This is a genomic window from Stenotrophomonas maltophilia (assembly GCF_039555535.1).
Taxonomy (GTDB): Bacteria; Pseudomonadota; Gammaproteobacteria; order Xanthomonadales; family Xanthomonadaceae; genus Stenotrophomonas; species Stenotrophomonas maltophilia_Q.
Window position 1 is genome coordinate 2,106,793 of the sequence record NZ_CP154630.1, and the last position, 22,359, is coordinate 2,129,151.

Here is a 22,359-nt window from a genome sequence, read left to right on the forward strand (position 1 = left end):
GGGGCTCGATGGCGCCATCCATGGCGCCAACGGTCCCGGCTACGCACACCCCCCCACGCTGGATAGCTCCCTGCGCCGGCGCGGAGACGGAGTCAAAGGCAAGAGCAGGAGCAAAAGCGGAATGGTAGTGCCGGCCGCTGGCCGGCATACAGGCAGGGTCGGGTTGCCGGCCAGCGGCCGGCACTACCAGAACCCGAGCCTTCATCAACTCAACCAATCCTTGCAGGCACCATCCACCTGGTCACCGCAGGCCTGCTGCATCCGCTGCTGCAACCGCGCCAGCGTCTCCGCACCTTGGTGCTTGCCGCTCCACGCCTTCAACTGCCCGGCCAGGCGCTCGAAGCGTTGGCGGGTGCGCTGGTGGTAGCCCGACGGCTGTGCCTCCAGTTCGGCGATCAGCGAGGCGGTCGCCTGCTCGATGCGTGGTGCATCGTCCGGTGCCAGCTTCAGCAGGCCTTCCACATACAGCACGCCCCACTGCACGCGGGTTGCCGGGCCCTGCGCGCCGTCGTAGGCGCGCTTCAGCCACTCCAGCGCACCGGCGGTGTCGCCGCGCTGCTCGGCCAGTTCGGCCAGTTCGGGCATGTAGTAATAGGGCTGCTCGCTGCGCTTCAGTTCCGCCAGCAACAGCGACTCGGCACCGGCGTCGTCACCGACCTGGCGCAGTGCGTAGACCGCGCTGCTGATCGTGGCCTGGCGCGCATGCGCATCAGTGGAGGCCGCGTCTGCAGCAGCCACGCGCTGCTTGACCCGATCAACCAGCGCGGCGGGCAGTACACCCTTCGGCTGCTGCTGGCGGGCAAGGGATACTTCGGTCAGCGCACGCGACAATGCGTCGTCGGCGCGGTCGCCGCGCTCGGCGTCTGCGCGCTCCAGCGCGACGAGCAGCTGCTGCCCCAGCGTGTTGCTGGTGGCCGGCCCTGCACTGGCCTGCTTGACCAGCTGCGCGCCTGCATAGCCCAGCAACTCACGGTTGCGGCGGACTTCGGCCGGCTGCGCCAGCACGGCCTGCAACAGTTCACGCACCTCGGTGGGCGGTGCATCCGGCTTTTCCGCAGTAGCCAGTGCCAGCAGGGCTAAGCGGCGCTGCAGGGCGGCATCCGGTGCGGTCCTGGCAAGCTGGCGCAGCACGTCGGCACTCTTGCGCTCGCCGGCCAGGCGATTGGCGTCCACTTCCCAGCCGTAGTCGCCCAGCACCTGCCAATCCTCGGCGGCCAGCCTGTCCGGCGTGGCGAGCGCGGTGGCCAGCGTAGCGGCGACCGCGCTGCGACGGCCGGCGGCCACGGTCAGTGCACGGGTCAGTTCGGCGGCGTCGTTGCCACCGGCCACACGGGTGATTTCGTTACGCTCCGGGTCGAGCACGATCAGGGTCGGGTAACCACGCACGCCGAAGCGCTCGCCCCAGGCCTGCGCACCTTCCTCGTCGCCATCCAGATAGACCGGCACGAACTTGCCGGTCAGCGCGATGAAGGCGGGGTCCTTGAACAGGCCGGCCTTGAGCTGGTTGCACGGCGGGCACCAGACCGCGCCCCAGTACAGCAGCACCGGCTTGCCGCTGTCGGCGGCCTCAGCGAAGGCATCGTCCACATCGCCCTGGCGCCAGGCGATGGCGGTGGCTGGCGCGGGTGCCTCGGCCGAGTTGGCGGTGGAAACCGGGGCCGGGGTACAGGCGCTCAGCGCCGAAGCCAGCAGCAACACGGAAAGCGCGACGCGCATCGGCAGCATCTCGAAGGGCAGGGTGACAGGCCATTGTAGGAACGACCGGGGAGCCTGCTGATTCAGTTTGCTCATGACGGGCGTGCTGCAGGGCATGACGCCCACCGGGCATTACCGGGCGGATGCCTTCAGGCCGCTGCCCGCATCATCTGCTGATACACCAGCCCATTGAACTCGCCGACATCGCCGTCCCGCACGAAGCCGTAGCGCCGGTAGGTTGGCACTGCATTGAGCGAGGCGCGCACGGTCAGGACCGGCTCGCGCACCAGCGGCAGCACCGCCTCGAACAAGGCATGGCCGATGCCCTGGCCCTGGCAGGTGGGATCGACGAACAGCATCGCAAGATGCCGGCCTTCCTTCAGTTCGATCACACCGACGATACGGTTTTCGTGTTCGGCCACCAGGATGTGGTTGTCGCCCAGCAGGCGTGTGCCGAAGGCATCTGCCGCAGCGATACTGCCGAAGGTGGCAACGCCGGTTGCACTGAGCGAGGGCGCGACCGCCGCGTTGAATGCGGCCAGGCACACCGCGCTGATCGCGGGCAGGTCATCGGCGTGGGCAGGGCGGATCTTCGGCATGCAGTGTTCTTCCCGTGGTGGGCGGCGCGTCATCGTTGCCGCATGCCTGCACGCTAAGCTGCGGGCATGAGTGATTTCAATCCCGCTTACGCTGCCCTGTTTCCGCAACAGGGCCTGAGCCTGGGCCTGATGACGCCCGTGGCAGCACACGGGCTGGCCGATCTGGGCGAAGCCAGGCGCATCGCGCGGCTGGCCGATGACCTCGGCTTTGCCGCGCTGTGGACGCGCGACGTGCCGTTGATGGTGCCGCAGGGACCAGATGCGGCAGCCAGCGCGCTGGACGATCCGTTCCTGTGGTTGGGCATGCTGGCTGCCGCAACCGAACGCATCGCCGTTGGCAGCGCAGCCATTGTGCTGCCGTTGCGCCATCCGCTGCAGGCGGCGAAGTCGGCGTTGAGCCTGGACCGGATCAGCGACGGACGCTTCGTGCTGGGCCTGGGGTCGGGCGATCGGCTGGAAGAGTTCGCGGCATTCGGCGAAGACCTGGAGGGCAGGGCGGCGACGTTCCGTGAGCGTTGGTCGCTGTTGCGTGCCGCGCTGTCCCCCGATGCGGAGGAACGGGCTTCGGTGCGGCAGGCCACCGGCGGCTTCGATGTATTGCCAGCGCCAACCACGCGCATTCCGATGCTGGTGGTGGGTACCGCGCGACAGAGCCTGCAGTGGATCGCGCGCGAGGCTGAAGGCTGGGCCACCTATCACCGCGAAGAGGCCGCGCAGGAGGGACGCATCGGCCTGTGGCAACAGGCGCAGGCGCTGCAGGGCGGACCGGCCAAGTCGTTCGTGCAGTCGATGCTGCTGGATCTGCAGGCCGATCCGCAGGCGCCGCCCGAGCCGTTGCCGCTGGGGCTGAAGGTCGGCCGCGTCGGCCTGCGCGACTACCTGCACCGCGTGCACGCGCAGGGCGTGGCGCACGTGATGTTCAACCTGGTCGACAACGGGCGGCCGATGGACGCGGTGCTGCGCGAGATTGGAGAGCACGTGCTGCCGCATATGCTCCGGTAGGTGTCCACCTTGGTGGACACGCTCTATCGCTGCCACCGCTGCGCTCGCCGGGCATGGCCCGGCGCCACCCGCCGGTGTCCGGAATGTTCGCATCTGCGTACCATTCGCATTTGATATCCCGATGCCGGAGCCCCGTGTGACCCAACGTTCCCCCATGCACCCGACCGGACGCCTGTTTGCCGCGGTCGCTTTCATCGAAGCCGTGACCTGGGCCGGCCTGCTCATCGGCATGTGGATGAAGTATGGCCCCATGGCCAACGTGGCGCTGGTGAAGTTGTTCGGGCCTCTGCACGGCGTGGCCTTCCTGGTGTACGTGGCAGTCACCCTGTTCGCAGCGGTGCGCCTGCGCTGGCCGTGGTGGGCCAGCGCCCTGGCACTGCTGGCAGCGATCCCGCCGCTGGTGACGCTGCCACTGGAATGGTGGTTCAAGCGTCGCGGCCTGCTGGGCCTGCGTGCAATGCGCTGAACCCACTGTTGCGCGCCCATTCAAGAGAATGGGTATCAAATGCAAATACGAGACGTTATCATTTGAAAGTGGCGTCCGGTCCTGAGCAGGGCCGGTGCCGGGTGGGGCGCGCAGGTGCGCCCGGCCATCCTTTCCTGTTACGGCTGGTGTTTCATGCACGCACGTCCCGTCGTTCCCGGCTTGCCGGCGCTGGTGTTGGCTGCCCTGATCGGCACCATGGCGATGATGTCCTTCGTCGCCGTGATCGGTCCGGTGGTCCGCATGCTTGGCCTGTCCGAGTGGCATGCCGGCCTGTCGGTTACCGCCGCAGGCGTGCTGTGGATGCTGGCTGCACGCCCGTGGGGGCAGCTCAGCGACCGCATCGGCCGCAAACGGGTGTTGATGCTGGCGATGAGTGCCTACACCGTGGTCTACATCGCACTGGCCGTGTTCATCGACGTTGCCCTGCAGGCGGTGCCGCCGGTGCTGGTATCGGTACTGGTGCTGGTGGGCGCGCGCGGCCTGATCGGCCTGTTCTACGCTGCGGTGCCGCCCACCGCTGCGGCGCTGATCGCCGACAAGGCGCCAACTGGACAGCGCGCCAGCTTCCTCGCGCGGCTGGGCAGCGCAAACGCATTGGGCATGGTGCTGGGCCCGGCCGCCGCGGGCTGGCTGGCCTATACGAATCTCTCACTGGCGCTGTATGTGGCTGCACTGCTGCCATTGGTGGCGTTGGCGCTGCTGGCCTGGCGACTGCCGGCGACGCCCCCGGTGGCGGCTGGCAACGCACAGCGTCGCACGCCGATGAGCCGCCTCGACCGGCGCCTGCGCCTGCCGCAGCTGGCCGCCTTCATCGCGATGGTCTCGGTGACCATCGCGCAGGTCACGGTGGGCTTCTTCGCGATCGATCGCCTGGGCCTCGATGCGGCGGCCGGCGCACGCATGGCGGGCATTGCACTCACAGCGGTCGGGGTCGGCCTGATCCTGGCGCAGGCGCTGGTGATGAAGCTGGACGTGCGTCCGCGCCGCTGGATCGTTCTCGGTGCACTGATTTCCGGCATCGGTTTCGCATCGGTGGCAGGCGTTCAGCAGGCCTGGCAGTTGCCAGCGGCGTATGCGCTGGCGGCATTTGGCATGGGTTTCGTGTTCCCCTCGTTCCAGGCACTGGCCGCTGACGCGGTGGAAGCGCACGAGCAGGGGGCTGCCGCTGGCACCGTCGCTGCTGCGCAGGGACTGGGCATGGTGGCCGGGCCGATGCTCGGCACGCTGTTGTATCGCGGCGGGCCGAGCCTGCCTTACCTGCTGGTCGGCGCACTGCTGCTGTTGCTGTGCGCGCTGGCCGCAGCGCATCGGATGAAGGAGACCCCATGAACGATTCCCTGATGCAGGGCGCGTGGCCGGAGGCTGCGCCAGCGCCGCTGGACAGCACCGACGACGCGTCGCTGTTCCTGCTGCAGCATGCTGGCCAGCACGTGCACGCACGCGGCTGCCGCGCCGCGCTGCCGGCCGGCGCACTGGCAACGTTGGCAGTGCGCGTTGCGGGCTTCTTCGCGCAGCAGCGCGGTGGACCGGGCCTGCTGGTCGGTGCGGTGCCATTCGAGCCGCGTGCCGACGACGCGCTTTTCCAGCCCGAGCGCCTGCTGCCTGCACTGCCATTGCAGCCGCAGGCCGCGCCGCCGATGGACGGCGCCCTGCTGGCCGAGCCTGTGCCGCAGGACTATGCCGCTGCAGTCGCTGCGGCAGTGCAGGCCTTGCGTGCGCCCGAGCAGAACCTGCACAAGGTGGTGCTGGCGCGCAGCCTGCTGGCCCGCACCCGCCAGGCACTGTCTCCGGATGTGCTGCTGGCACGCCTTGGTGCGGATCCCTCGGTGGCAACCTACGCTGTGCCGTTACCGGTGGAGCCGGGTCAGGCGCCAGCCTGGCTGGTGGGGGCAACCCCGGAGCTGCTGCTGCGCAAGCGTGGCGCCGAGCTGCTGTCGCACCCGCTGGCGGGCTCCGCCCGGCGCAGCGCCGATGCCGCAGAGGACGAGCGTGCCGCGCAGGCGCTGCTGGCCTCGACCAAGGACCATGACGAGCATCGCCATGTGGTCGAGGCCATCGTCGATGGCCTGGCGCCGTACTGCAGCCACGTCGATGCACAGCCGCGCCCGGTGCTGCATGCCACTGCCAGCATGTGGCACCTCGGTACCCGCATCCACGCCACCCTGAAGGATCCGCAGACGTCCGCCGCCGAACTGCTGGCCCGGCTGCACCCCACGCCAGCGGTCTGCGGGACGCCGCAGCTGGCGGCGCTGCAACGCATTCGCAAGCTGGAGCCGGTGCCACGCGGCTTCTATGCAGGGGCGGTGGGTTGGTTGGATGCACAAGGTGATGGCGACTGGTACGTGGCGATCCGCTGTGCGCGACTGCAGGGCACGCAGCTGCGCCTGTACGCCGGTGCAGGCATCGTCGCCGACTCGCAACCCGAGGCAGAGGTTGCCGAAACCGCAGCCAAGTTCGCTGCCCTGTTGAATGCGCTCGGCGTCCATGAGCCGGCGCCCGCCATCGAGCCTGCTGCATGAACGCTTCCCCTGATTCTTCCCGCCTGCCCCTGCAGCAGGTGTGGCCTGATGACCTGGCCGCCCATTACCGCGAGGCAGGGCATTGGCGCGGCGAGACCTTCCCGGCGTTCCTGCGTGAGCGCGCGGAGCGCTACGCCGACGACATCGCGGTGGTCGCCCGTGATGTCCGCCTGAGCTACGCGCAGCTATGGCACGAGGCCGGGCGCATCGGCGCGGGCCTGCTGGCACTCGGCGTGCGGCCGGGCGAGCGGGTGCTGGTGCAGCTGGGCAACAGCGCGGGGTTCATCACTACGGTCTGTGGCCTGTTCCGTGCCGGGCTGGTGCCGGTGTACGCGTTGCCGGCGCACCGCATCACCGAGCTGGTGCACTTCGCCAGCAAGGCCGAAGCCAGTGCCTACATCACGACCGACCTGCATGATGGCTTCGATCACCGTACGTTGGCGCGGGCGCTGCAGGCTGAAGTGCCAGCGATTCGCGAGGTGGTGATCGATGGCGATGCACAGGAGTTCACGGCGCTGGAGATGCTGCAGGGCGATCGCGGCCAATTGCCGGCCGATCCGGATCCGCAGTCGGTGGCGTTCCTGCAGATTTCCGGTGGCAGCACCGGGCTGTCCAAGCTGATTCCACGCACGCACGATGATTACATCTACTCGTTCCGTGCCAGCAACGCTATCTGCGGCATCGACCGCGACAGCGTGTATCTGGTCGCGCTGCCGGCCGCGCACAACTTCCCGATGAGTTCGCCGGGCTTCTTCGGTGCGTTGTACGCCGGTGCCCGCGTGGTGCTCAGCCCCGGCCCCGGACCGGATGCGGCCTTCCCGCTGATCGCACGGGAGCGGGTGACCTGCTGTGGCCTGGTGCCGCCGCTGGCGTTGCTGTGGGCGCAGGCCGCCGCCACCAGCAGGCATGACCTGTCCAGCCTGCAGGTACTGCAGGTGGGCGGCGCCAAGCTGGTGCCGGAAGCCGCGCGGCGGGTGATCGACGGCCTCGGCTGTACCTTGCAGCAGGTATTCGGCATGGCCGAAGGGCTGGTGAACTACACCCGCCTGGATGATCCGGAAGAACTGATCGTGGCCTGCCAGGGGCGACCGATCAGTCCGGATGATGAAGTGCGCGTGGTCGATGACCATGACCAGCCGGTGGCCGAAGGCGAGGTGGGGCATCTGCTCACCCGTGGCCCGTACACCATCCGTGGCTACCACAACGATGCGGTGGCCAATGCGCGCTCGTTCACCGACGACGGCTTCTATCGCACCGGCGACCGCGTACAGCAGCTGCCCGGAGGCTACCTGGTGGTGCAGGGCCGTGCAGGTGACCACATCAACCGCGCCGGCGAGAAGATCTCCGCCGAGGAGATCGAGGACCACCTGCTGGCCCACCCCGGCGTGTTCGACGCCGCCGTGGTCTCCATTCCCGATGAGTATCTGGGCGAGCGCAGCTGTGCGTTCGTGATCGCGCAGGGCGAACCGTTCAAGGCCCCGGCGCTGAAATCCTGGATGCGCGGGCGCGGCTTGGCGGCGTTCAAGGTGCCGGACCAGATCGTGTTCGTCGACAGCTTCGATACCACTGCGGTCGGCAAGATCAGTCGCCGCGAACTGCGCGCGCAGCTGCGTGCGCGTCATCTGCAACAGACAGGAGGAACGCGCTGATGGCGCTGCCCCGTATCACCGACTATCCCTTGCCGACTGCCGCCGAACTGCCGCAGGCGCGTGGACCATGGCGCCCGCAGCGCGATCGTGTCGCTTTGCTGGTGCACGACATGCAGCGCTACTTCCTGGCCGCGTTTGACGCTGGCAACGCCCCGCTGCGGCCGGCCGTGGACAATATCGCACGCCTGCTGGCGCACTGCCGCGCGCACGGTATTCCGGTGTTCTACACCGCCCAGCATGGCGACCAGGACCGCCGTGATCGCGGCTTGCAGGCTGACCTGTGGGGGCCAGGCATGCGCCGCAGTGCCGACCACGAGCCGATCATCGAAGCGCTGGCACCGCAGCCGGGGGAGCACGTGCTGATGAAGCACCGCTACAGCGCCTTCCAGCGCAGCAACCTGGAGACGCTGATGCGGGTACGTGGGCGCGACCAGCTGCTGGTGACCGGCGTGTACGCCCATATCGGCTGTACCGCGACCGTGGTCGAGGCCTTCCAGCGTGACATCGAGGCCTTCATCGCCGCCGATGCGGTGGCGGACTTCTCGCGCGCCGACCACGATCAGGCGCTGCAATGGATCGCGCGCACCTGCGGCGTGCCGATGACCACCGACCAGCTGCTGGAGGTGCTGTGATGACGGCCACCGGTGAGGTGCTGGATCTGGAGCGGATGCGCGCCGACGTCGCGCGCGTGCTGGAGTGCAAGCCGGCCGAGATCGGTGACGACGATAACCTGATCGACCTGGACCTGGACTCGATGCGCATGCTCGGCCTGGTCCTGGCCTGGGGCAACACCGGCCTGCCGCTGGAGTTCTCACAGCTGGCCGAGCACACCACGCTGCGCCAGTGGTGGGGCGTGGTGCAGACGCTGCAGGCCGCACAGAGCGCATGAACGCCGTCGCGCTGGCCACGCCGGTGGCATTGACCGAGGCGCAGGCGGGATTGTGGTTCGCACAGCGGCTGGCACCGGACAACCCGTCGTTCAACACGGCACATGCGGTGTGGATCGATGGGCCATTGGATGTGGCTGCGTTCGTCGCAGCGGCAGACCAGGCCGCAGTTGAGGCAGAGGCCTTCGCGCTGCGCTTTGCCGAGGGCGACGACGGTCAGCCCCTGCAGTGGTACGACCCGGCACATGTGCCACGGCTTTCGGTGAGAGATGTTTCCGCCGAAGCGGATCCCGCAGCTGCGGCGCGTGGCCTGATGCAGGCCGACCGGCTGAGCCCGGTGGATCCCACCCGCGACCGGATCAGCCAGCAGCTGCTGCTTGATCTGGGTAGGCAGCGCTGGGTCTGGTACCTGCGTGTGCACCATCTGGCCGCCGACGGCTACGGCATGGCGCTGTTCACGGATCGCATGTGCGCGTTGTATGCCGGCCGTACCGGTGAGCCGCTGCCGGGGCTGGCGGGCGTGCTGGCCGATGACGTCGCCTATCGTGCCGATCCGCGTCGCGCGCAGGCCGGGCAGTGGTGGCGCGAGCACATGCAGGGCGCACCGGCAGGCGTGGGCCTGGCCGGTACGCATGCGGCCAGTGACGACGCGGTGCGCTGGGTGCAGCCGCTCGATGCGGCGTTCCGTGGGCAGCTGCTGCAGGCCTCGGTGCGTTGGCTTCAGCCCTGGCCGGATGTACTGGCCGCGTTGTCAGCCGAGTACCTGCGACGGATGAGCGCCGCCGATGAAGTGGTGCTGGGCGTGCCCTACATGGGACGCCTTGGCAACGCGTCGGCGCGGGTGCCGTCGATGGTGATGAATGTATTGCCGCTGCGCGTGGCCACCAGCGAGGGCAGTGTCGAGGCCTTCACCCGCGCACTGGGCCGGCAGCTCAGCCAGGGTCGCAAGCACGGCCGTTATCGAGGCGAGCAACTGCGCCGGGATCTGGGCCTGGTCGGCGCGCAGCAGCGTCTGCACGGTCCGATGGTGAATGTGCAGCCGTTCTACAGGCCACTGGCCCTGCCAGGCGTACAGGCGACACTGGAGGTGCTGTGCACCGGGCCGGTGGATGACCTGACGCTGGGCTTCCGTGGTGATGGCCAGAGCCTGCTGGATCTGGAGATCGAGGCCAATCCCGCGCTGTACAGTCGCGAGGATGTCGAGGCGCACGCGGCGCGGCTGCTGCATTTCGTGTCCGCGGCACTGCAGGCTGAAGACATCTCGGCCGTGCCGCTGGCCACCGTCGAAGAAGCGCAGCAGGTGGTGCATGAATTCAATGCCACCGCGCACGGGATGCCACCGACCACGTTGGTTGAACTGCTGCAGCAGGGCATGGACCGTGATCCGCACGCAACCGCGCTGGTCTTCGGTGTTTCCACGCTGGAGCATGCAACGCTGGAAGCGCGCAGCTTCGCGCTGGCGGCACAGCTGCGGACAATGGATGTCGGCCCGGGCAGCGTGGTGGCGGTGGCATTGCCGCGCTCGCTGGAGCTGGTGATCGCGCTGGTCGCGGTGCTGCGTGCCGGCGCCGCCTACCTGCCGTTGGACCTTGCCCATCCGGACGAGCGCCTGGCGCGTATTCTCGCCTCGGCACAGCCGGTATGCGTTCTGGCTGCGGCGGACGTAGCGGCACGCATGGCCGGCGTGCCAGTGCTTGCGCCGGAGCAGTGGACTGCGCTGAGTTTTGCCACACCGTGGGCCGATCCGGCACCTGACGATGCGGCCTACGTGATCTATACGTCCGGTTCGACCGGCGAGCCCAAGGGCGTGGTCGTCGAACACCGCGCCATCGTCAACCGCCTGCTGTGGATGCGCGAGCACTATGGATTCAAGGCAGACGACCGCGTGCTGCAGAAGACCCCGGCCACCTTCGACGTCTCGGTCTGGGAGTTCTTCCTGCCGCTGCTGTGCGGAGCCACGCTGGTGGTCGCCGGGCCGGACGCGCATCGCGACCCCACCGAACTGGCGCGGCTGATCCGCGAGCATGGCATCACCACGTCGCATTTCGTGCCATCGATGTTGGATGCCTTCCTCGCTGCACCGGCCTCCGAAGGGCTGCAGCTGCGACGGGTGTTCACCAGTGGCGAGGCGCTGGATGCTTCGTCCCGCGACCGCTTCCACGCGCGTGTGCACGCCGAGCTGCACAACCTGTATGGCCCGACCGAAGCTGCGGTGGACGTCAGCTACTGGCCGGCGTCGGCGCAGGATCGTTCGCGGCCGGTGCCGATCGGGTTCCCGGTCTGGAACACCCGCCTGTACGTGCTGGACGCCCGGATGCAGCCGGTGCCGGTGGGCGTGCCCGGTGACCTGTACCTGGGTGGCGTCCAGCTGGCGCGTGGCTATCTCGGTCGCGATGATCTGACTGCCGAACGTTTCATTGCAGATCCGTTCCGGGCGGGCGAGCGTATCTACCGCACCGGCGACGTAGCCCGTTGGCGCCGCGATGGTGCGGTCGAGTATCTCGGCCGCAGCGACCACCAGGTGAAACTGCGCGGCCTGCGCATCGAACTGGGCGAGATCGAGGCGGCACTGCGCGAGCTGCCTGGCATGGAGCGGGTGGAAGTGCTGCTGCGCCAGGATGCTCCCGGCGAAGTGCGTCTGGTGGCGTATCTGCCGACCGCGCTTGCCGATGCCGTAACGCTGCGCAGCCACCTGGCCACGCGCGTGCCGGACTATATGGTGCCCTCGGCGTTTGTCGGCGTGGACCACTGGCCGGTGACCGCCAACGGCAAGCTCGACCGCAACGCGTTGCCGAAGCCACCGCAACTTGAAGTTGCCGGCTTGGCGCCGCGCACGCCGTTGGAACAGGAGCTGGCGTTGTTGTTCGCCCAGGCGCTTGGGCGTGAGGCGCCGGTGGCAGTGGATGCAGATTTCTTCAGTCTCGGCGGTGATTCGCTGTCGGCGGTGCACCTGCTGCTGGCGATCGAGCAGCGCTGGCGCTGCGATCTGGGTCTGGGTGCATTGTTTGCGCAGCCCACCGTGGCCGCGCTGGCGGTTCGTATTGCCGAGCCTCCCGCGCTGGCCGATCACGCACTGGGGCCGGTGATCGCATTGGCCGCAACCGACGCCGCCGGGCCCACGCCGCTGTTCGTGCTGCATCCGGCCGGGGGGATCGCCTGGAACTACCGCACCCTGGCCCGGGCACTGCAGCCGGCACGCCCGGTGTACGGCCTGCAGTCGCCGGCACTGGACGCCCGGCAGCCGCTGCCGAGCAGCATCGAGGCGATGGCCAACGACTACGTGCAGCGCGTGGTCGCACTACAGCCGAAGGGGCCAGTGCATCTGGTGGGGTGGTCGGTAGGTGGCATCCTCGCCCAGGCGATGGCGGTGCGCCTGCATGAAGTCGGCCGCGACGTCGGCGAGCTGGTGCTGCTGGACGCGTATCCCAGCGAGTGCTGGCGGGCCGAACCGGAACCCGATCCCATCGCTGCATTGCGGGCATTGCTGGCGATTGCCGGCCACGATCCGGATGCGCATCCGGAACTCGACAGCCGTGAACGCATTCTGGGGTTCCTGCGCCGTGGCGGCAGTGCACTCGGCAGCCTGCCGGATGTGGTGCTCGATGGCGTGGTGCGCGCGGTGACCGGCACCAATCGACTGATCCGCGAACATATTCACCAACCGTTCGACGGCACGCTGGTGCACGTCCGTGCTGGTCGGGATCATCAGGCGCGGCCACAGCTGCAATCGACGTTGTGGCGGACCCACGCGCGCAGGGTGCAGGCGCTGGAACTGCCGTTCCTGCACGCCGAACTGACCGGCCGCGATGCGGTGGCGCAGCTGGCGCCGTGGTTGTCGGCGCGGCTGCGCCAATGGGATGAGCAACAGGAGATCGCAACATGCAGTTGACCGGTTTCGAGGGCCGCGTAGCGTTGGTTACGGGTGCATCCGGCGGCATTGGCGAGGCGTTGGTACGGCTGTTGGCCGAGGCCGGCTGCACCGTGGTAGCGACCGATCGCGAGGCACCGCGCGTGGTAGATACCCGGGTGAAGTCGCTCGCACTCGATGTAACCGACAGCGCCGCCGTGGACGCCTTGGTGGATCAGGTCGAGTCCAGCATCGGGCCGATCATGCTGGCCGCCAGCGTGGCCGGCGTACTGCATGTGGGTGGCGTCACCGGGACCACCGACGACGACTGGCGCCGGGTGTTTGCAGTCAATGCCGATGGCGTGTTCCATGTCGGAAGGGCGTTGGCGCGGGTGATGTCACCGCGTCGGCAGGGCGCGATTGTCACCGTCAGTTCGAATGCGGCCGGCGTGCCGAGGCACGGCATGGCCGCCTATGCGGCCTCCAAGGCCGCTGCCACGATGTTTACCCGCTGCCTCGGGCTGGAACTGGCGCCGCTGGGCATCCGCTGCAACATCGTTGCCCCGGGTTCAACACTGACCCGGATGCAGACCGGCATGTGGCTGGACGAGCATGGTGCCGAGCGGGTGATCGCCGGCAACCTTCAAACCTACAAGGCCGGCATTCCGCTGCGCAAGCTGGCCACCCCGGAGGACATCGCGCACTCGGTGATGTTCCTGCTCTCCGAACAGGCTGGGCATGTGGCGATGAGCGACCTGTATGTGGACGGCGGCGCCACCCTGCGTGGGTGAGCTTTTGTAGAGCCGAGCCCATGCTCGGCTGTTCCTTCAGAGATACGGATGCCTGAAGGAAAAGCAGCCGAGCATGGGCTCGGCTCTACAGAGAGCGTGACATCGGTTCTCGGTCAGGGCAGCGTGAGGCGGTACACCAGCACGCGGTTGTCGTTGTCGTAGGGGCTGTCGCAGGCCTGGCCCTGCATGCGGCAATGGCGGGCGATGAAGTCGTTGTCGTTGCCGATCAGCAGCAGTACGTCGTTCGGGTGCCGTGGGTCCAGCGCCGGCAGCACGTCCATGGCTTCCCACTTCTCTGACAGCAGTCCGGCATGTGGGCCGCGCTTCGTGTCCAGGTCCAGCCCGGCACGGGCCAGCTGCGGGCGGTCCAGCAGGTTCAGCAGTTCGTCGCTGCGTGCTGGCATGATCTCCGGCTTCAGCGCGGTGTCGGTCGGGTGGGCCAGAACCGAGGGCGTGCCGGTTTCATAAGCACTTTCGGCCAGGTTGGCGGCATCGGCCACATCGACCAGCAGCACCGACTTGTAGACGATCGGGTCGTCGCCGTCCTTGCCCAGCCCGTTTCCGTCGCGCGCCAGCAGCAGGAAGCGATGACCGTCCAACGCACGCAGCTCGCTCTGCGCGGCGGTGCGGTCCAGCTTGCCCTTGCCATCGTGCGCGTAAGCGGGCAGGGCCATCACGTAATGGCCGATCGGCTGCTGTGGTGTCGGCGAGGCCGTCACGTCGTAGACCAGCACGCGGGTGTTGATGCGACCGGCCGCGTTGCCCTGCGCGCTGTCCTGCAGGGTCGCGCTCTGCAGGGCCACGAACAGGCGGCTGCCGTCAGGCGACAGTCCCATGCCTTCCACGCCCTGGTTGTTGCGGCGGCCAGTCTGCGGTGGCGCCAGCGAACCGAATGCCGGCCGGCCTTCGCGCTGAGGACGGATGGCAGGCGGTGCCACGATCACGCCCTGCAGCTGGCCCTCTGCATCGAAGTAATAGACGTTGGCGGTGTACTCATCGCCGATGTAGAAGTGGCCATCGGCGGTGAACTGCAGTGATTCCGCATCCAGCGAGACCTTGCCTGCACCGGCGCCGCTGGTAGGCGAGGGCAGCACCACCTCGCGCTGGGTGATCGTATGGTCGCCCGGGTCGGCGCCGGTGAACGGCTGGCCGTTGAAGTCCTTCAGTACCACGCCCTTGTCGGGCGCCATCGTCAGCGTGCCAAGCTCGGGCTTGCCCGGGGAAACGTCGATGCGCAGCTGCATGCGCTCGACGCGGCCGGTGTAGTCGTAGAACAGGCCAGCCCCGGGATCGTTGCGGCCGCGGTCGGGCAGGGTCCACAACACGCCTTCGTAGCCGTTGGCAGTGCGCTTCCAGGTGCCGGGCTGCACCGCCAGCGACGAGAACGATCCCAGCGTGTCACCCAGGAAGTCCACCGTGCCCGCCGACAGCCGCCCGGCGGCGACCAGGCCTTTGTCCACATAGCTGCGACCGCCCAGCTGCAGGGTACGCGGCGCTGCACCCGTTGCCTCATGCGGAGCGGAGTATCCGCTGGCGGAGAGAGTGGCCATCAGCAGGGCGGTCGTGAGCATCAGTGGACTCCGTGCGGTCAATCAGAAGCGAAGGTCGATCGTACCGAACACCTGGCGTGGTGCCGAGGCATGGAACACGTACAGCTTGCCGGCCGGGTCGCTCGGGGCGAACACGCTCGAATCCAGGTTGCTGGCATAGCGCTTGTTGGTCAGGTTGGTCACGTTGAACGACACGCGCATGCCCTTGGCGAAGCCGACCTGGCCGAAGTCATAGCCACCGGCCAGATCGAACACGGTAAAGCCACCGAAGCCCTGGTCGTTGGTGTAGGTGTAGAAGCGCTCGCCGGTGTACTTGCCGCGCAGGCTGACGAACCAGCCGTTGTCGCGCCAGGTGATTTCGGTGGCCAGCAGCTGCTTGGGTGTATCGGTCTGGATCTTGCCCTTGATCTGCTGCTCGACGCCGGCCTGCACGTAGTTCGACGCATAGGTCGAGCGGTTCAGCGAGGCCGAGGTGTACCAGCTGAAGTGCTCGTTCGGGGTCCACAGCACGGTCAGCTCGGCACCACGGCTGTCGACGCCGCCCACGTTGTAGAAGCGGTTGCCGCAGGTCGGGCCGACCGGCTGCCGCGAGTCGCAGGGGTTGTACTGCAGCAGGCGGTTGTCGAAGCGCACGCTGTAGGCCGCGACCGAGGCCTGCAGGGTATCGGTGACGAAGCGGTAGCCGGCCTCCAGCGAGCGGGATTCTTCCGGCTTCAGGTTGCCCTGCGCGTTCCAGGTGGCCTGGCTGACTGCCTGCGGGCCCAGCTTGAAGCCGCCCTGGAACATGGCGATGTTCTCGGCGTAGCTGGCGAATACTTCGTGATGCTCGGCCAGGCGGAAGTTGGCGCCGATGCTGGGCAGGAAGTTCTTGCTGGCCTTCAGTGAGCCGGTGGCGAACTGGTTGTTGGAGGTCGGCGAGATCGGCGCCTTCGCGTCGCCGGGCAGGGCCTGCGCATCGGAGGTGGCATGCGGGCTCTTTGCGCCGAACTCCAGGGTCAGGCGATCATCGAGCAGGCGCCAGGTGTCCTTCAGGAAGAACTGGTGGGTCTTCCAGCGCGTGCGCTGGGCGAACACGCCAACGTCGGAGGGCAGGGTGTTCATGCCGCTCAGGTCGCGCGGGCCGTCCACGGCGGTCTGGTAGCGCTCGGCGCTGCTGGTGTTGCGCTCGTACCAGACGCCGCCTTCGATGCGGTGCGCGCCCAGTTCCCAGTCGAACGACAGCGTGCCGCCATCGCGGTCGATGGTGTAGATGGTGTTGCGGAAGATGATCGGAATCTCCTGCGCCGTGCCCTTGTTCGACCAGGCGCCGCTGTTCCAGTTGTGGCCTTCGCCGCGGTCATCGTGGTGGTAGGCCAGGGCCCGCAGGCTGAAGCCATCGGCCAGGAAGAAATCACCGGCCAGGTAGTACAGGTTGTCATCGCGCAGGATCTGCCCGGCAGTAAAGGCACCGTCGGCATCCTTGTCCGGACCGCTGCTGTCGCACTTCTTCGCATTGAAGCTGGCGGTATTGCAGTAGGCCTTGGCCACGGCCTTGTTCCAGTCCGGCGCGTAACCGCCCCAGTCCCAGCCCAGCCCGCGCGACATCTCGTCCTTGGACAGGTAGAAGTAGTCCGCCTGGGTAGTGCGCGAGGTATCGACGAAGCCGGTGATCTGGCCGCGGCCAAAGTTCCACACGCCCTTGGCGTTGAACTGCTTGGTGGTGGATTTGTTGTAGGCGGTCTGGTCGTTCCACAGATCGGAGACGGCATTCATGCCGGAGATATAGCCGGAGAAACCGTTGTACCCGCCGCTGTCCACACGCACGAAGGTGCGGCGGTTGGCATCGCTGCCGAAGGTCTGCACCACGCGGCCGCCGAGTTCCTGGGCCGGGCGGTCGGAGGTGTACGAGATGGTGCCACCGAGGTTGCTGGTGGATGGCGTACCGAGGCTGCCGATGCCCACCGCCAGCTCGGCGCCGGCCATGTTCTCGCTGATCAGCGCACGGTTGATGGTCAGGCCGTTGTAGTTGTTGTACGCGCCATCGCCCAGCGGCACGCCGTCCAACGTGTAACCGAGACGGGTGGAGTTGAAGCCGCGCAGGCCGAGCGTCATCGACTGCTCGTTGGTGCCCAGCGCATCGGCCGACTGCGCGTTTACGCCCGGCAGCAGGTTCAGGGTCTTCTGCAGGCTGGTACCCGGCGGCAGGATGTCGAGGTTCTCGCGGGTGATGCGCTGCACCTGGCGGGCTTCACCGCTGCCGATCACCGAGACCGCATCAAGGGTGGTGGCGGACGTGCCATGGGAGGTCGGGGCAGCATCCTGCGCCCAGGCCGCGGGAGCAAGCGCGATCGACAGCGCGGCGGCCAACAAAGTCTTCGTCATGTTGCAGACACTCAGGCAGGCACGAGCCACCGCGCTGGCGCGGAGCTCATGGAATTGAAAAGGGGAGACAAGCGATGCGACTGCAGGCGCTGCGGGCGCCGTGGGTCAACGTGAAAATGGTGCGCTAGACAGATGACTGTCTGGTGACACCGCTACACGCGTGGCATGCCGACGCATGCACTGGTAGATGCCAACCTTGGTTGGCATGCGCGACGCCGAATGAATGCTGCGCCACCCTGTTGGAAGAGCTCTCGCCCAGATTGCCGTCAGCAGTGTTGTTCGACCAGATCGAGTATGTGGGAGAGAAGCCCGTCGAAGGACACGAATTCGTGATACACGTTGTCGAACGCCACTTTGTCGCGAACCTGGTACAGGCTGGTTCTGAACTCGAAGACATAGCAGTCCATGTCACTCTCTCCGAGCTCTACATAGCCGTCCATGAATCCCTGGTCGCGTGCAAGGAGATTCATTTCCACCAGCGCATGGGCTGTCCCGCCACCGGGATAGGGGCGTGGAATGCTCGAGTAAAGGAAGACTCCCTCTGTTACCAGACCGTCGTGGCTTGAAAGGAAGTCCAGATAAGACTCTGGCAGGGCGGTGCCTAGCGTAGAAAGCGCCAAGCTCTGAAGTGATTCGATGCCAGAACGTCCGAGTGGAGGGCCAAGGTACATCTCGGCCTCATCGAGGTTCGCGCGGAGTTTAAGAAGTCTGGTTCCAGCTGAAGGCTGCATCTACAGAGGTTGGAGCTCGCGGGTGAGGGAGTCAGGCAGCCAGACATTGGCTGGATTCACCATCCGACGTCAATGCAAGGTGGTCCATACAGGCCAAGGTAGCCAATCAATGACGTGGTTGGCACTCGGCGTCGATTGGACAGCAGTGCGGCTGGGAACCGAAAAGCGCCAACCAAGGTTGGCGTCTACCAGGCGCGCGCATCAGGAGCATCGTATACAGGAGCGCGGAACAGGAGTGTCGTATCCAGGGGCGCCGAACGAAGGCGGCGTCAACGCGCGATCAACCCGTATTACGCGGTTTGCGCGTGCGCTTCGGCTTTGCGGTGTCACTGCCGCTGGCGGCGCCATCCTGCAGTGCCTGCAGCCATGACAACGTGTCCACGTAGTCGATGAAGTGGCGCAGGTAGCCAGGGCTGGTCGCCTGCATCGTGTCCAGCATCCGTTGCACCAGCACCGCCGAGTTCAGCGGGCCGCCGTCGGCGGGGGCTTCAGTGCGCAGCGAGCGGCGCACCTGCAGTTCGCTGCGCAGCTCCGACCATTCGCGCTGCACCTGCTGCAGCATCGGCACCTGCGGGTAATGCGGCAGCGAGCGCGACCCCGCATCGAGGTCGCGCACCAGGGCGCGCAGGCCATCCAGCGCTGGCGGCTTACTTGGCATCCGGGGCCTTGGGCTTGGGAATCGGCGCGATCTCCACGCGACGGTTGCGTGCGCGGCCTTCCTCATTGGCATTGGAACTGACCGGCTGCTCGCTGCCGAAGGCGGCGGCGAACACGGCGTCCGCGGGCACGCCGTCGGCAATCAGGGTGCGGGTCACGGTCAGCGAGCGCTGCGCGGAAAGCTCCCAGTTGTCGGCGAAGCGGCGGTTGCCTTCGCGCACCGGCGCGTCATCGGTGAAGCCGCTGACCATCAGGATCTCTTCGCGGCTGCCCAGGTAAGCGGCCAGCGGTGCGGCCAGGCTGCGCAGCAGCTCCTGGCCTTCCGGCTGCAACTGGTCGGAGTTCAGTGCGAACAGCACGCTGCCGCTGATGCCGATGCGGCCATCGACCAGCGTCACCCGGCCAGCAGCCAACGGGCCGGCCAGTGCCTGTTCCAGGGTCTGCAGGCGCTTGGCTTCGGCCTGGCGCTGCTTCACTTCCTGGTCCAGCCGCTGCGACAGCTCCAGCTGCACGGCGACCACCCCGACCAGGATCAGCACGAACGCGCCCAGCAGCACCGACATCAGGTCGCCGAAGGCGGCCCAGATCGGGGCGTGTGAGCCGCCATCGACCTCCAGCTCGTCGCTCATGCGCTGCCGGCCTTGCCGCGGCGCGTGGCCAGCTGCTGCAGTTCTTCCATCACCTGCTTCTGCGACAGCAGGCTGAGGTCGACCACCTCGCGCGCCTGCGCCACGTAGTAAGCCAGCTGCTCATCGCTGCGGGCCAGCGAGGCATCCAGTGCACCACCGATCTGTTCCAGGCGGCCGGAAAGCTCGGTGGCGGCACTGCCGAACTGCGCGACCGCTTCACCGAAGGCGCCGGCGAGCTGGCCGACGTCACCGGCGCTGCCGTTGAGCGCTGCGGCGATGCCGTCCAGCTTCCCGGTCTCGGCGGCGATATGGTCGGTGAAGCGGTTGCCGACGCGTTCCAGCAGCTCGGCCGAGCCGCCGACCAGCGCGTCCACCGCCGTGCGCTGCTCGTGCGAAGCATGGTTGATCGCATCGAGCAGGGTCTGCACGGTGGCCAGCAGGCGGCCGCGTTCTTCCAGCATCGCGTTGTCGCGCACCAGGCTTTCAGAGAGCGTGCTGCGCAGCTCGTTGATGACGTCGGCTGCGGCCTTCGGTGCGGCGGCAGCGGTCTGCAGCAGGGTGGAGACTTCGGCCAGCGTGGCGCTGGCCTGTGCACGACCGTTCTCGCCGATCTGCTGTGCGGTCGCCGCCAGCGTGTCGCAGACCTGCTGCTGCTGCGCAGCCAGGCGTTCGCCGTTGGCCTGCAGGCGCTCGGCCAGGTCGGAGGAAACGTGCTGCAAGGCATCGCTCCAGCGCTGCAGGCGCTGTTCGTCGCCGGCCTGCAGCTGCGCATGCAGCGCGGCGTGGGCTTGCTGCAGTTCGGCGCCGACCGCGTCCCAGCGCGCCTGGCGCTGCTGTTCGCGAGTGTCCAGGCAGGCCTGCAGTTCGGCGTGTGCGGTTGCGGCGGCAGCCTGGGCGGCCTGCCACTGCTGCGAGCGCTGCTGTTCGTGGTCCTGCAGCAACGACTGGTTGGCGTCGTGACGCTGCTCAAGTGCCCGCAGCAACGCCTGCGCATGCTCGTCCAGCTGCTGGCCGGCCGCCAGCAGCGCCTGCTGCTGGCGCTCGACCAGCGCGCTGTTCAGAGCCTGCTGCTGCTCGATGGCGGCGCGCCAGGCCTCGGCGTTGCCGTTGGCATCGACCTGCAGGCGCTCGCCGATGCGCGCGACCAGCGCTTCGGCCTGCGTGCCCTGGCCATCGCTGAAAGCCTGCAGGTGCTGGCGCAGATCGTCCACCAGGGCCTGCTGTGCCTGGCTCTGTTCACTCACCACCTTGGCCCAGCTGGCTTCGGTCGCAACGCGGCTGCGCTCGAAACCGTCGCTCAGGCCAGCCAGCTGCTGCTGCACGGCCTGCTCGACGCGGGCGTGCAGTGCTTCGCTGTGATGGGCCAGGCCAGCCAGCGTGGTCTCGGCCATCGGCTGCAGCGCACCGCCGATGGCGGCGGCGCTGGATTCGGCGCCTTCGCGCAGCGACTGCTGCAGCGAGACCGCCAAGCGCTCCTGAAGCGCCTGGCTCTGGGTCAGGAACTCGGCCTGGCCGGCCAGCAGGCGCTCGTTGGCGGCCGTGCTGTGCTGTTCAAAGGTCTGTGTCATCGCCTGCAGGCGGTCGACCAGGGCAGGCAGGGCGGCAGACTGTGCCTGCAGCAGGCGCAGCGACTCGGCACGCTGCCAGGCCTGCGAGTACGGATGCAGGTCGCCTGCAATGGCCCGGTCCAGCTGCTGCACGGCCTGCAGGCGGTCGCGGCGCAGCAGGGCGGCCAACAGGCCGAGCATGGCCGAGCTGGCCACACCGGCGATCGAGGTACCGAATGCCACCGCCAGGCCCTGCACCGGCGAGGCCAGCGAGCCGCGGATGGCGGCCATGTCGGTCGCGCTCTGCAGGGCTAGTCCGGTGCCACGCAGCGTGTCCATCATGCCCAGCAGGGTACCGAGCATGCCCAGCAGCACCAGCAGGCCGACCAGATAAGGGGTCAGCACCGGTGCGGGCAGGGCGATGCGCTCGCCTTCCACGCGCAGGCGCACGGCGTTGCGCAGGCCTGCCGGCACGCGCTCCAGCCAGGGGGCGAGGCTTTCCTTCGCGCTGGACAGGTCGTTCAGTGCGGCGCGCAGGCCGTTGCTGGCCTGGCGGTAGCGGTACAGCTCCACGCCACCGGCGATGTAGCAGGCCGCGATGATCGCCGCCACCGCTGCACCCAGCGGATGCACCGAAACGTAGCCAATGCCGATCCAGCACACGGCCAGCAGGCCGACAAGGAAGACAACGACATGGAAAGCAGTTCTGGACATGGTGTTCCGGTCAGTGGGAGCGCAGGGCGTCTTGCAGCCCTTCGATCGGGTGGAAGCGCAGCTGCAGCTCGGCGAGCAGCAGCGTGCGCATGTCATGGCGGAAGGCCGTGCGCCAGCCGGGCTGGCCGTGCACGCGTTCAAATCGGGCGCCGAGCACGGCCGGCGCAGTGGCCAGCAGGCTGTGTTCGCGCGGGGTGAGGGTCTGTTCCATTACCGCGTCGACCTCGGCCAGTCGTGCCAGCTCGGGTGAAACCTGCACCAGCTGGTCGCGCAGGCGGCCGCGCAGGCGCCCGGTGGCAGTCTGGATGGCCTGCTGCAGCACCCGGTAGCGCTGGCGCAGCGAGGCGAAATTGGGGGCGGCGGCGGCTTCGGCCAGGTCCAGCAGGCGCTCGGCCTCGGCATCCTCACTGATCGAGGCGAGCAGGCTGGCGTGCGCCTGGGTGCAGTCGGCCAGTACATCCTCGACCGCTTCGGCGGCTTCACCGGGTTCGGGCAGGCGTCCGCCGAGCGCCCCGGACAGGGCCACGGCACGGCTCCAGTCCACCCACTGGCCGAGGCGATCGGTCAGGGCGGGACTGCTGGCCGGCATCGCGCCGTCGCTGAGACGGGCGAGCAGGCGGAGGAACTCCGGTCCACCCAGGACCGGCTGCGCTGCGTTCGCCATCAAGGGGTGAGGGGCCAAAAACCGTTGATT

The 22,359-nt window shown here is 67.9% G+C and carries 18 protein-coding genes; 9 read left to right on the forward strand and 9 right to left on the reverse strand.

Going from position 1 to position 22,359, the window contains the following annotated elements:
- Nucleotides 1–204 precede the first annotated feature (204 nt).
- Both AASM09_RS09755 and AASM09_RS09760 read right to left on the reverse strand, forming a co-directional pair.
- Nucleotides 205–1,725: a thioredoxin family protein gene (locus AASM09_RS09755; RefSeq protein ID WP_049428443.1), complete on the reverse strand. Its 1,521-nt coding sequence runs from the start codon at nucleotides 1,723–1,725 to the stop codon at nucleotides 205–207.
- A 119-nt stretch (nucleotides 1,726–1,844) separates the two neighbouring features.
- Nucleotides 1,845–2,294 carry a GNAT family N-acetyltransferase gene (locus AASM09_RS09760; RefSeq protein WP_049428445.1) on the reverse strand — a complete coding sequence of 150 codons (450 nt, stop codon included), beginning with the start codon at nucleotides 2,292–2,294 and terminating at the stop codon, nucleotides 1,845–1,847.
- Nucleotides 2,295–2,360: 66 nt separating this feature from the next.
- On the opposite strand from AASM09_RS09760, the gene AASM09_RS09765 reads away from it, so the two are divergent.
- The 9 genes from AASM09_RS09765 (at nucleotide 2,361) to AASM09_RS09805 (ending at nucleotide 13,476) form a co-directional block, all read left to right on the forward strand.
- Nucleotides 2,361–3,296: a TIGR03571 family LLM class oxidoreductase gene (locus AASM09_RS09765; RefSeq protein ID WP_049428447.1), complete on the forward strand. Its 936-nt coding sequence runs from the start codon at nucleotides 2,361–2,363 to the stop codon at nucleotides 3,294–3,296.
- A 154-nt stretch (nucleotides 3,297–3,450) separates the two neighbouring features.
- Nucleotides 3,451–3,762, forward strand: coding sequence for a DUF3817 domain-containing protein (locus AASM09_RS09770; protein WP_032129991.1), 312 nt, complete (start codon nucleotides 3,451–3,453; stop codon nucleotides 3,760–3,762).
- Between the two features lie 153 nt (nucleotides 3,763–3,915).
- Complete coding sequence (locus tag AASM09_RS09775) at nucleotides 3,916–5,112, forward strand: MFS transporter (RefSeq protein ID WP_049428448.1); 1,197 nt, start codon at nucleotides 3,916–3,918, stop codon at nucleotides 5,110–5,112.
- Nucleotides 5,109–6,302 carry an isochorismate synthase gene (locus tag AASM09_RS09780; RefSeq protein WP_049428450.1) on the forward strand — a complete coding sequence of 398 codons (1,194 nt, stop codon included), beginning with the start codon at nucleotides 5,109–5,111 and terminating at the stop codon, nucleotides 6,300–6,302. The genes AASM09_RS09775 and AASM09_RS09780 overlap by 4 nt, the downstream gene beginning before the upstream one ends.
- Nucleotides 6,299–7,951 carry a (2,3-dihydroxybenzoyl)adenylate synthase gene (locus tag AASM09_RS09785; protein ID WP_049428453.1) on the forward strand — a complete coding sequence of 551 codons (1,653 nt, stop codon included), beginning with the start codon at nucleotides 6,299–6,301 and terminating at the stop codon, nucleotides 7,949–7,951. Before AASM09_RS09780 ends, AASM09_RS09785 begins: the two co-directional genes overlap by 4 nt.
- Complete coding sequence (locus AASM09_RS09790; RefSeq protein ID WP_049428455.1) at nucleotides 7,951–8,583, forward strand: isochorismatase family protein; 633 nt, start codon at nucleotides 7,951–7,953, stop codon at nucleotides 8,581–8,583. Before AASM09_RS09785 ends, AASM09_RS09790 begins: the two co-directional genes overlap by 1 nt.
- Nucleotides 8,583–8,840 (forward strand): phosphopantetheine-binding protein, encoded by a 258-nt coding sequence (locus AASM09_RS09795; RefSeq protein WP_049428457.1) that lies wholly within the window; start codon nucleotides 8,583–8,585, stop codon nucleotides 8,838–8,840. Before AASM09_RS09790 ends, AASM09_RS09795 begins: the two co-directional genes overlap by 1 nt.
- Nucleotides 8,837–12,727 carry an enterobactin synthase subunit F gene (locus tag AASM09_RS09800; RefSeq protein ID WP_343368989.1) on the forward strand — a complete coding sequence of 1,297 codons (3,891 nt, stop codon included), beginning with the start codon at nucleotides 8,837–8,839 and terminating at the stop codon, nucleotides 12,725–12,727. The genes AASM09_RS09795 and AASM09_RS09800 overlap by 4 nt, the downstream gene beginning before the upstream one ends.
- The gene (locus AASM09_RS09805; RefSeq protein ID WP_049428461.1) at nucleotides 12,718–13,476 is read left to right on the forward strand and encodes a 2,3-dihydro-2,3-dihydroxybenzoate dehydrogenase; all 759 of its coding nucleotides are present in this window, start codon (nucleotides 12,718–12,720) and stop codon (nucleotides 13,474–13,476) included. Before AASM09_RS09800 ends, AASM09_RS09805 begins: the two co-directional genes overlap by 10 nt.
- 113 nt (nucleotides 13,477–13,589) lie before the next feature.
- On the opposite strand, the gene AASM09_RS09810 is transcribed toward AASM09_RS09805, so the two are convergent.
- The 7 genes from AASM09_RS09810 to AASM09_RS09840 all read right to left on the reverse strand — a co-directional run bounded on the left by AASM09_RS09810 (nucleotide 13,590) and on the right by AASM09_RS09840 (nucleotide 22,329).
- Nucleotides 13,590–15,047, reverse strand: a complete 1,458-nt coding sequence (locus AASM09_RS09810; protein WP_049428463.1) for an esterase-like activity of phytase family protein — start codon at nucleotides 15,045–15,047, stop codon at nucleotides 13,590–13,592.
- Between the two features lie 21 nt (nucleotides 15,048–15,068).
- Entirely contained in the window at nucleotides 15,069–17,387 is a 2,319-nt protein-coding gene (locus tag AASM09_RS09815; protein WP_049428465.1) for a TonB-dependent receptor, read from the reverse strand.
- 266 nt (nucleotides 17,388–17,653) lie between these two features.
- Nucleotides 17,654–18,118: a YrhA family protein gene (locus AASM09_RS09820; protein WP_219632098.1), complete on the reverse strand. Its 465-nt coding sequence runs from the start codon at nucleotides 18,116–18,118 to the stop codon at nucleotides 17,654–17,656.
- Between the two features lie 280 nt (nucleotides 18,119–18,398).
- Nucleotides 18,399–18,776, reverse strand: coding sequence for a DUF2894 domain-containing protein (locus AASM09_RS09825; protein ID WP_049428469.1), 378 nt, complete (start codon nucleotides 18,774–18,776; stop codon nucleotides 18,399–18,401).
- Nucleotides 18,766–19,404, reverse strand: a complete 639-nt coding sequence (locus AASM09_RS09830) for an OmpA family protein (RefSeq protein ID WP_005409939.1) — start codon at nucleotides 19,402–19,404, stop codon at nucleotides 18,766–18,768. The genes AASM09_RS09825 and AASM09_RS09830 overlap by 11 nt, the downstream gene beginning before the upstream one ends.
- Entirely contained in the window at nucleotides 19,401–21,665 is a 2,265-nt protein-coding gene (locus AASM09_RS09835) for a DUF802 domain-containing protein (RefSeq protein ID WP_100443827.1), read from the reverse strand. The genes AASM09_RS09830 and AASM09_RS09835 overlap by 4 nt, the downstream gene beginning before the upstream one ends.
- A gap of 10 nt (nucleotides 21,666–21,675) precedes the next feature.
- Nucleotides 21,676–22,329, reverse strand: a complete 654-nt coding sequence (locus AASM09_RS09840; protein ID WP_049428010.1) for a DUF3348 family protein — start codon at nucleotides 22,327–22,329, stop codon at nucleotides 21,676–21,678.
- Between the last annotated feature and the right edge of the window lie 30 nt (nucleotides 22,330–22,359).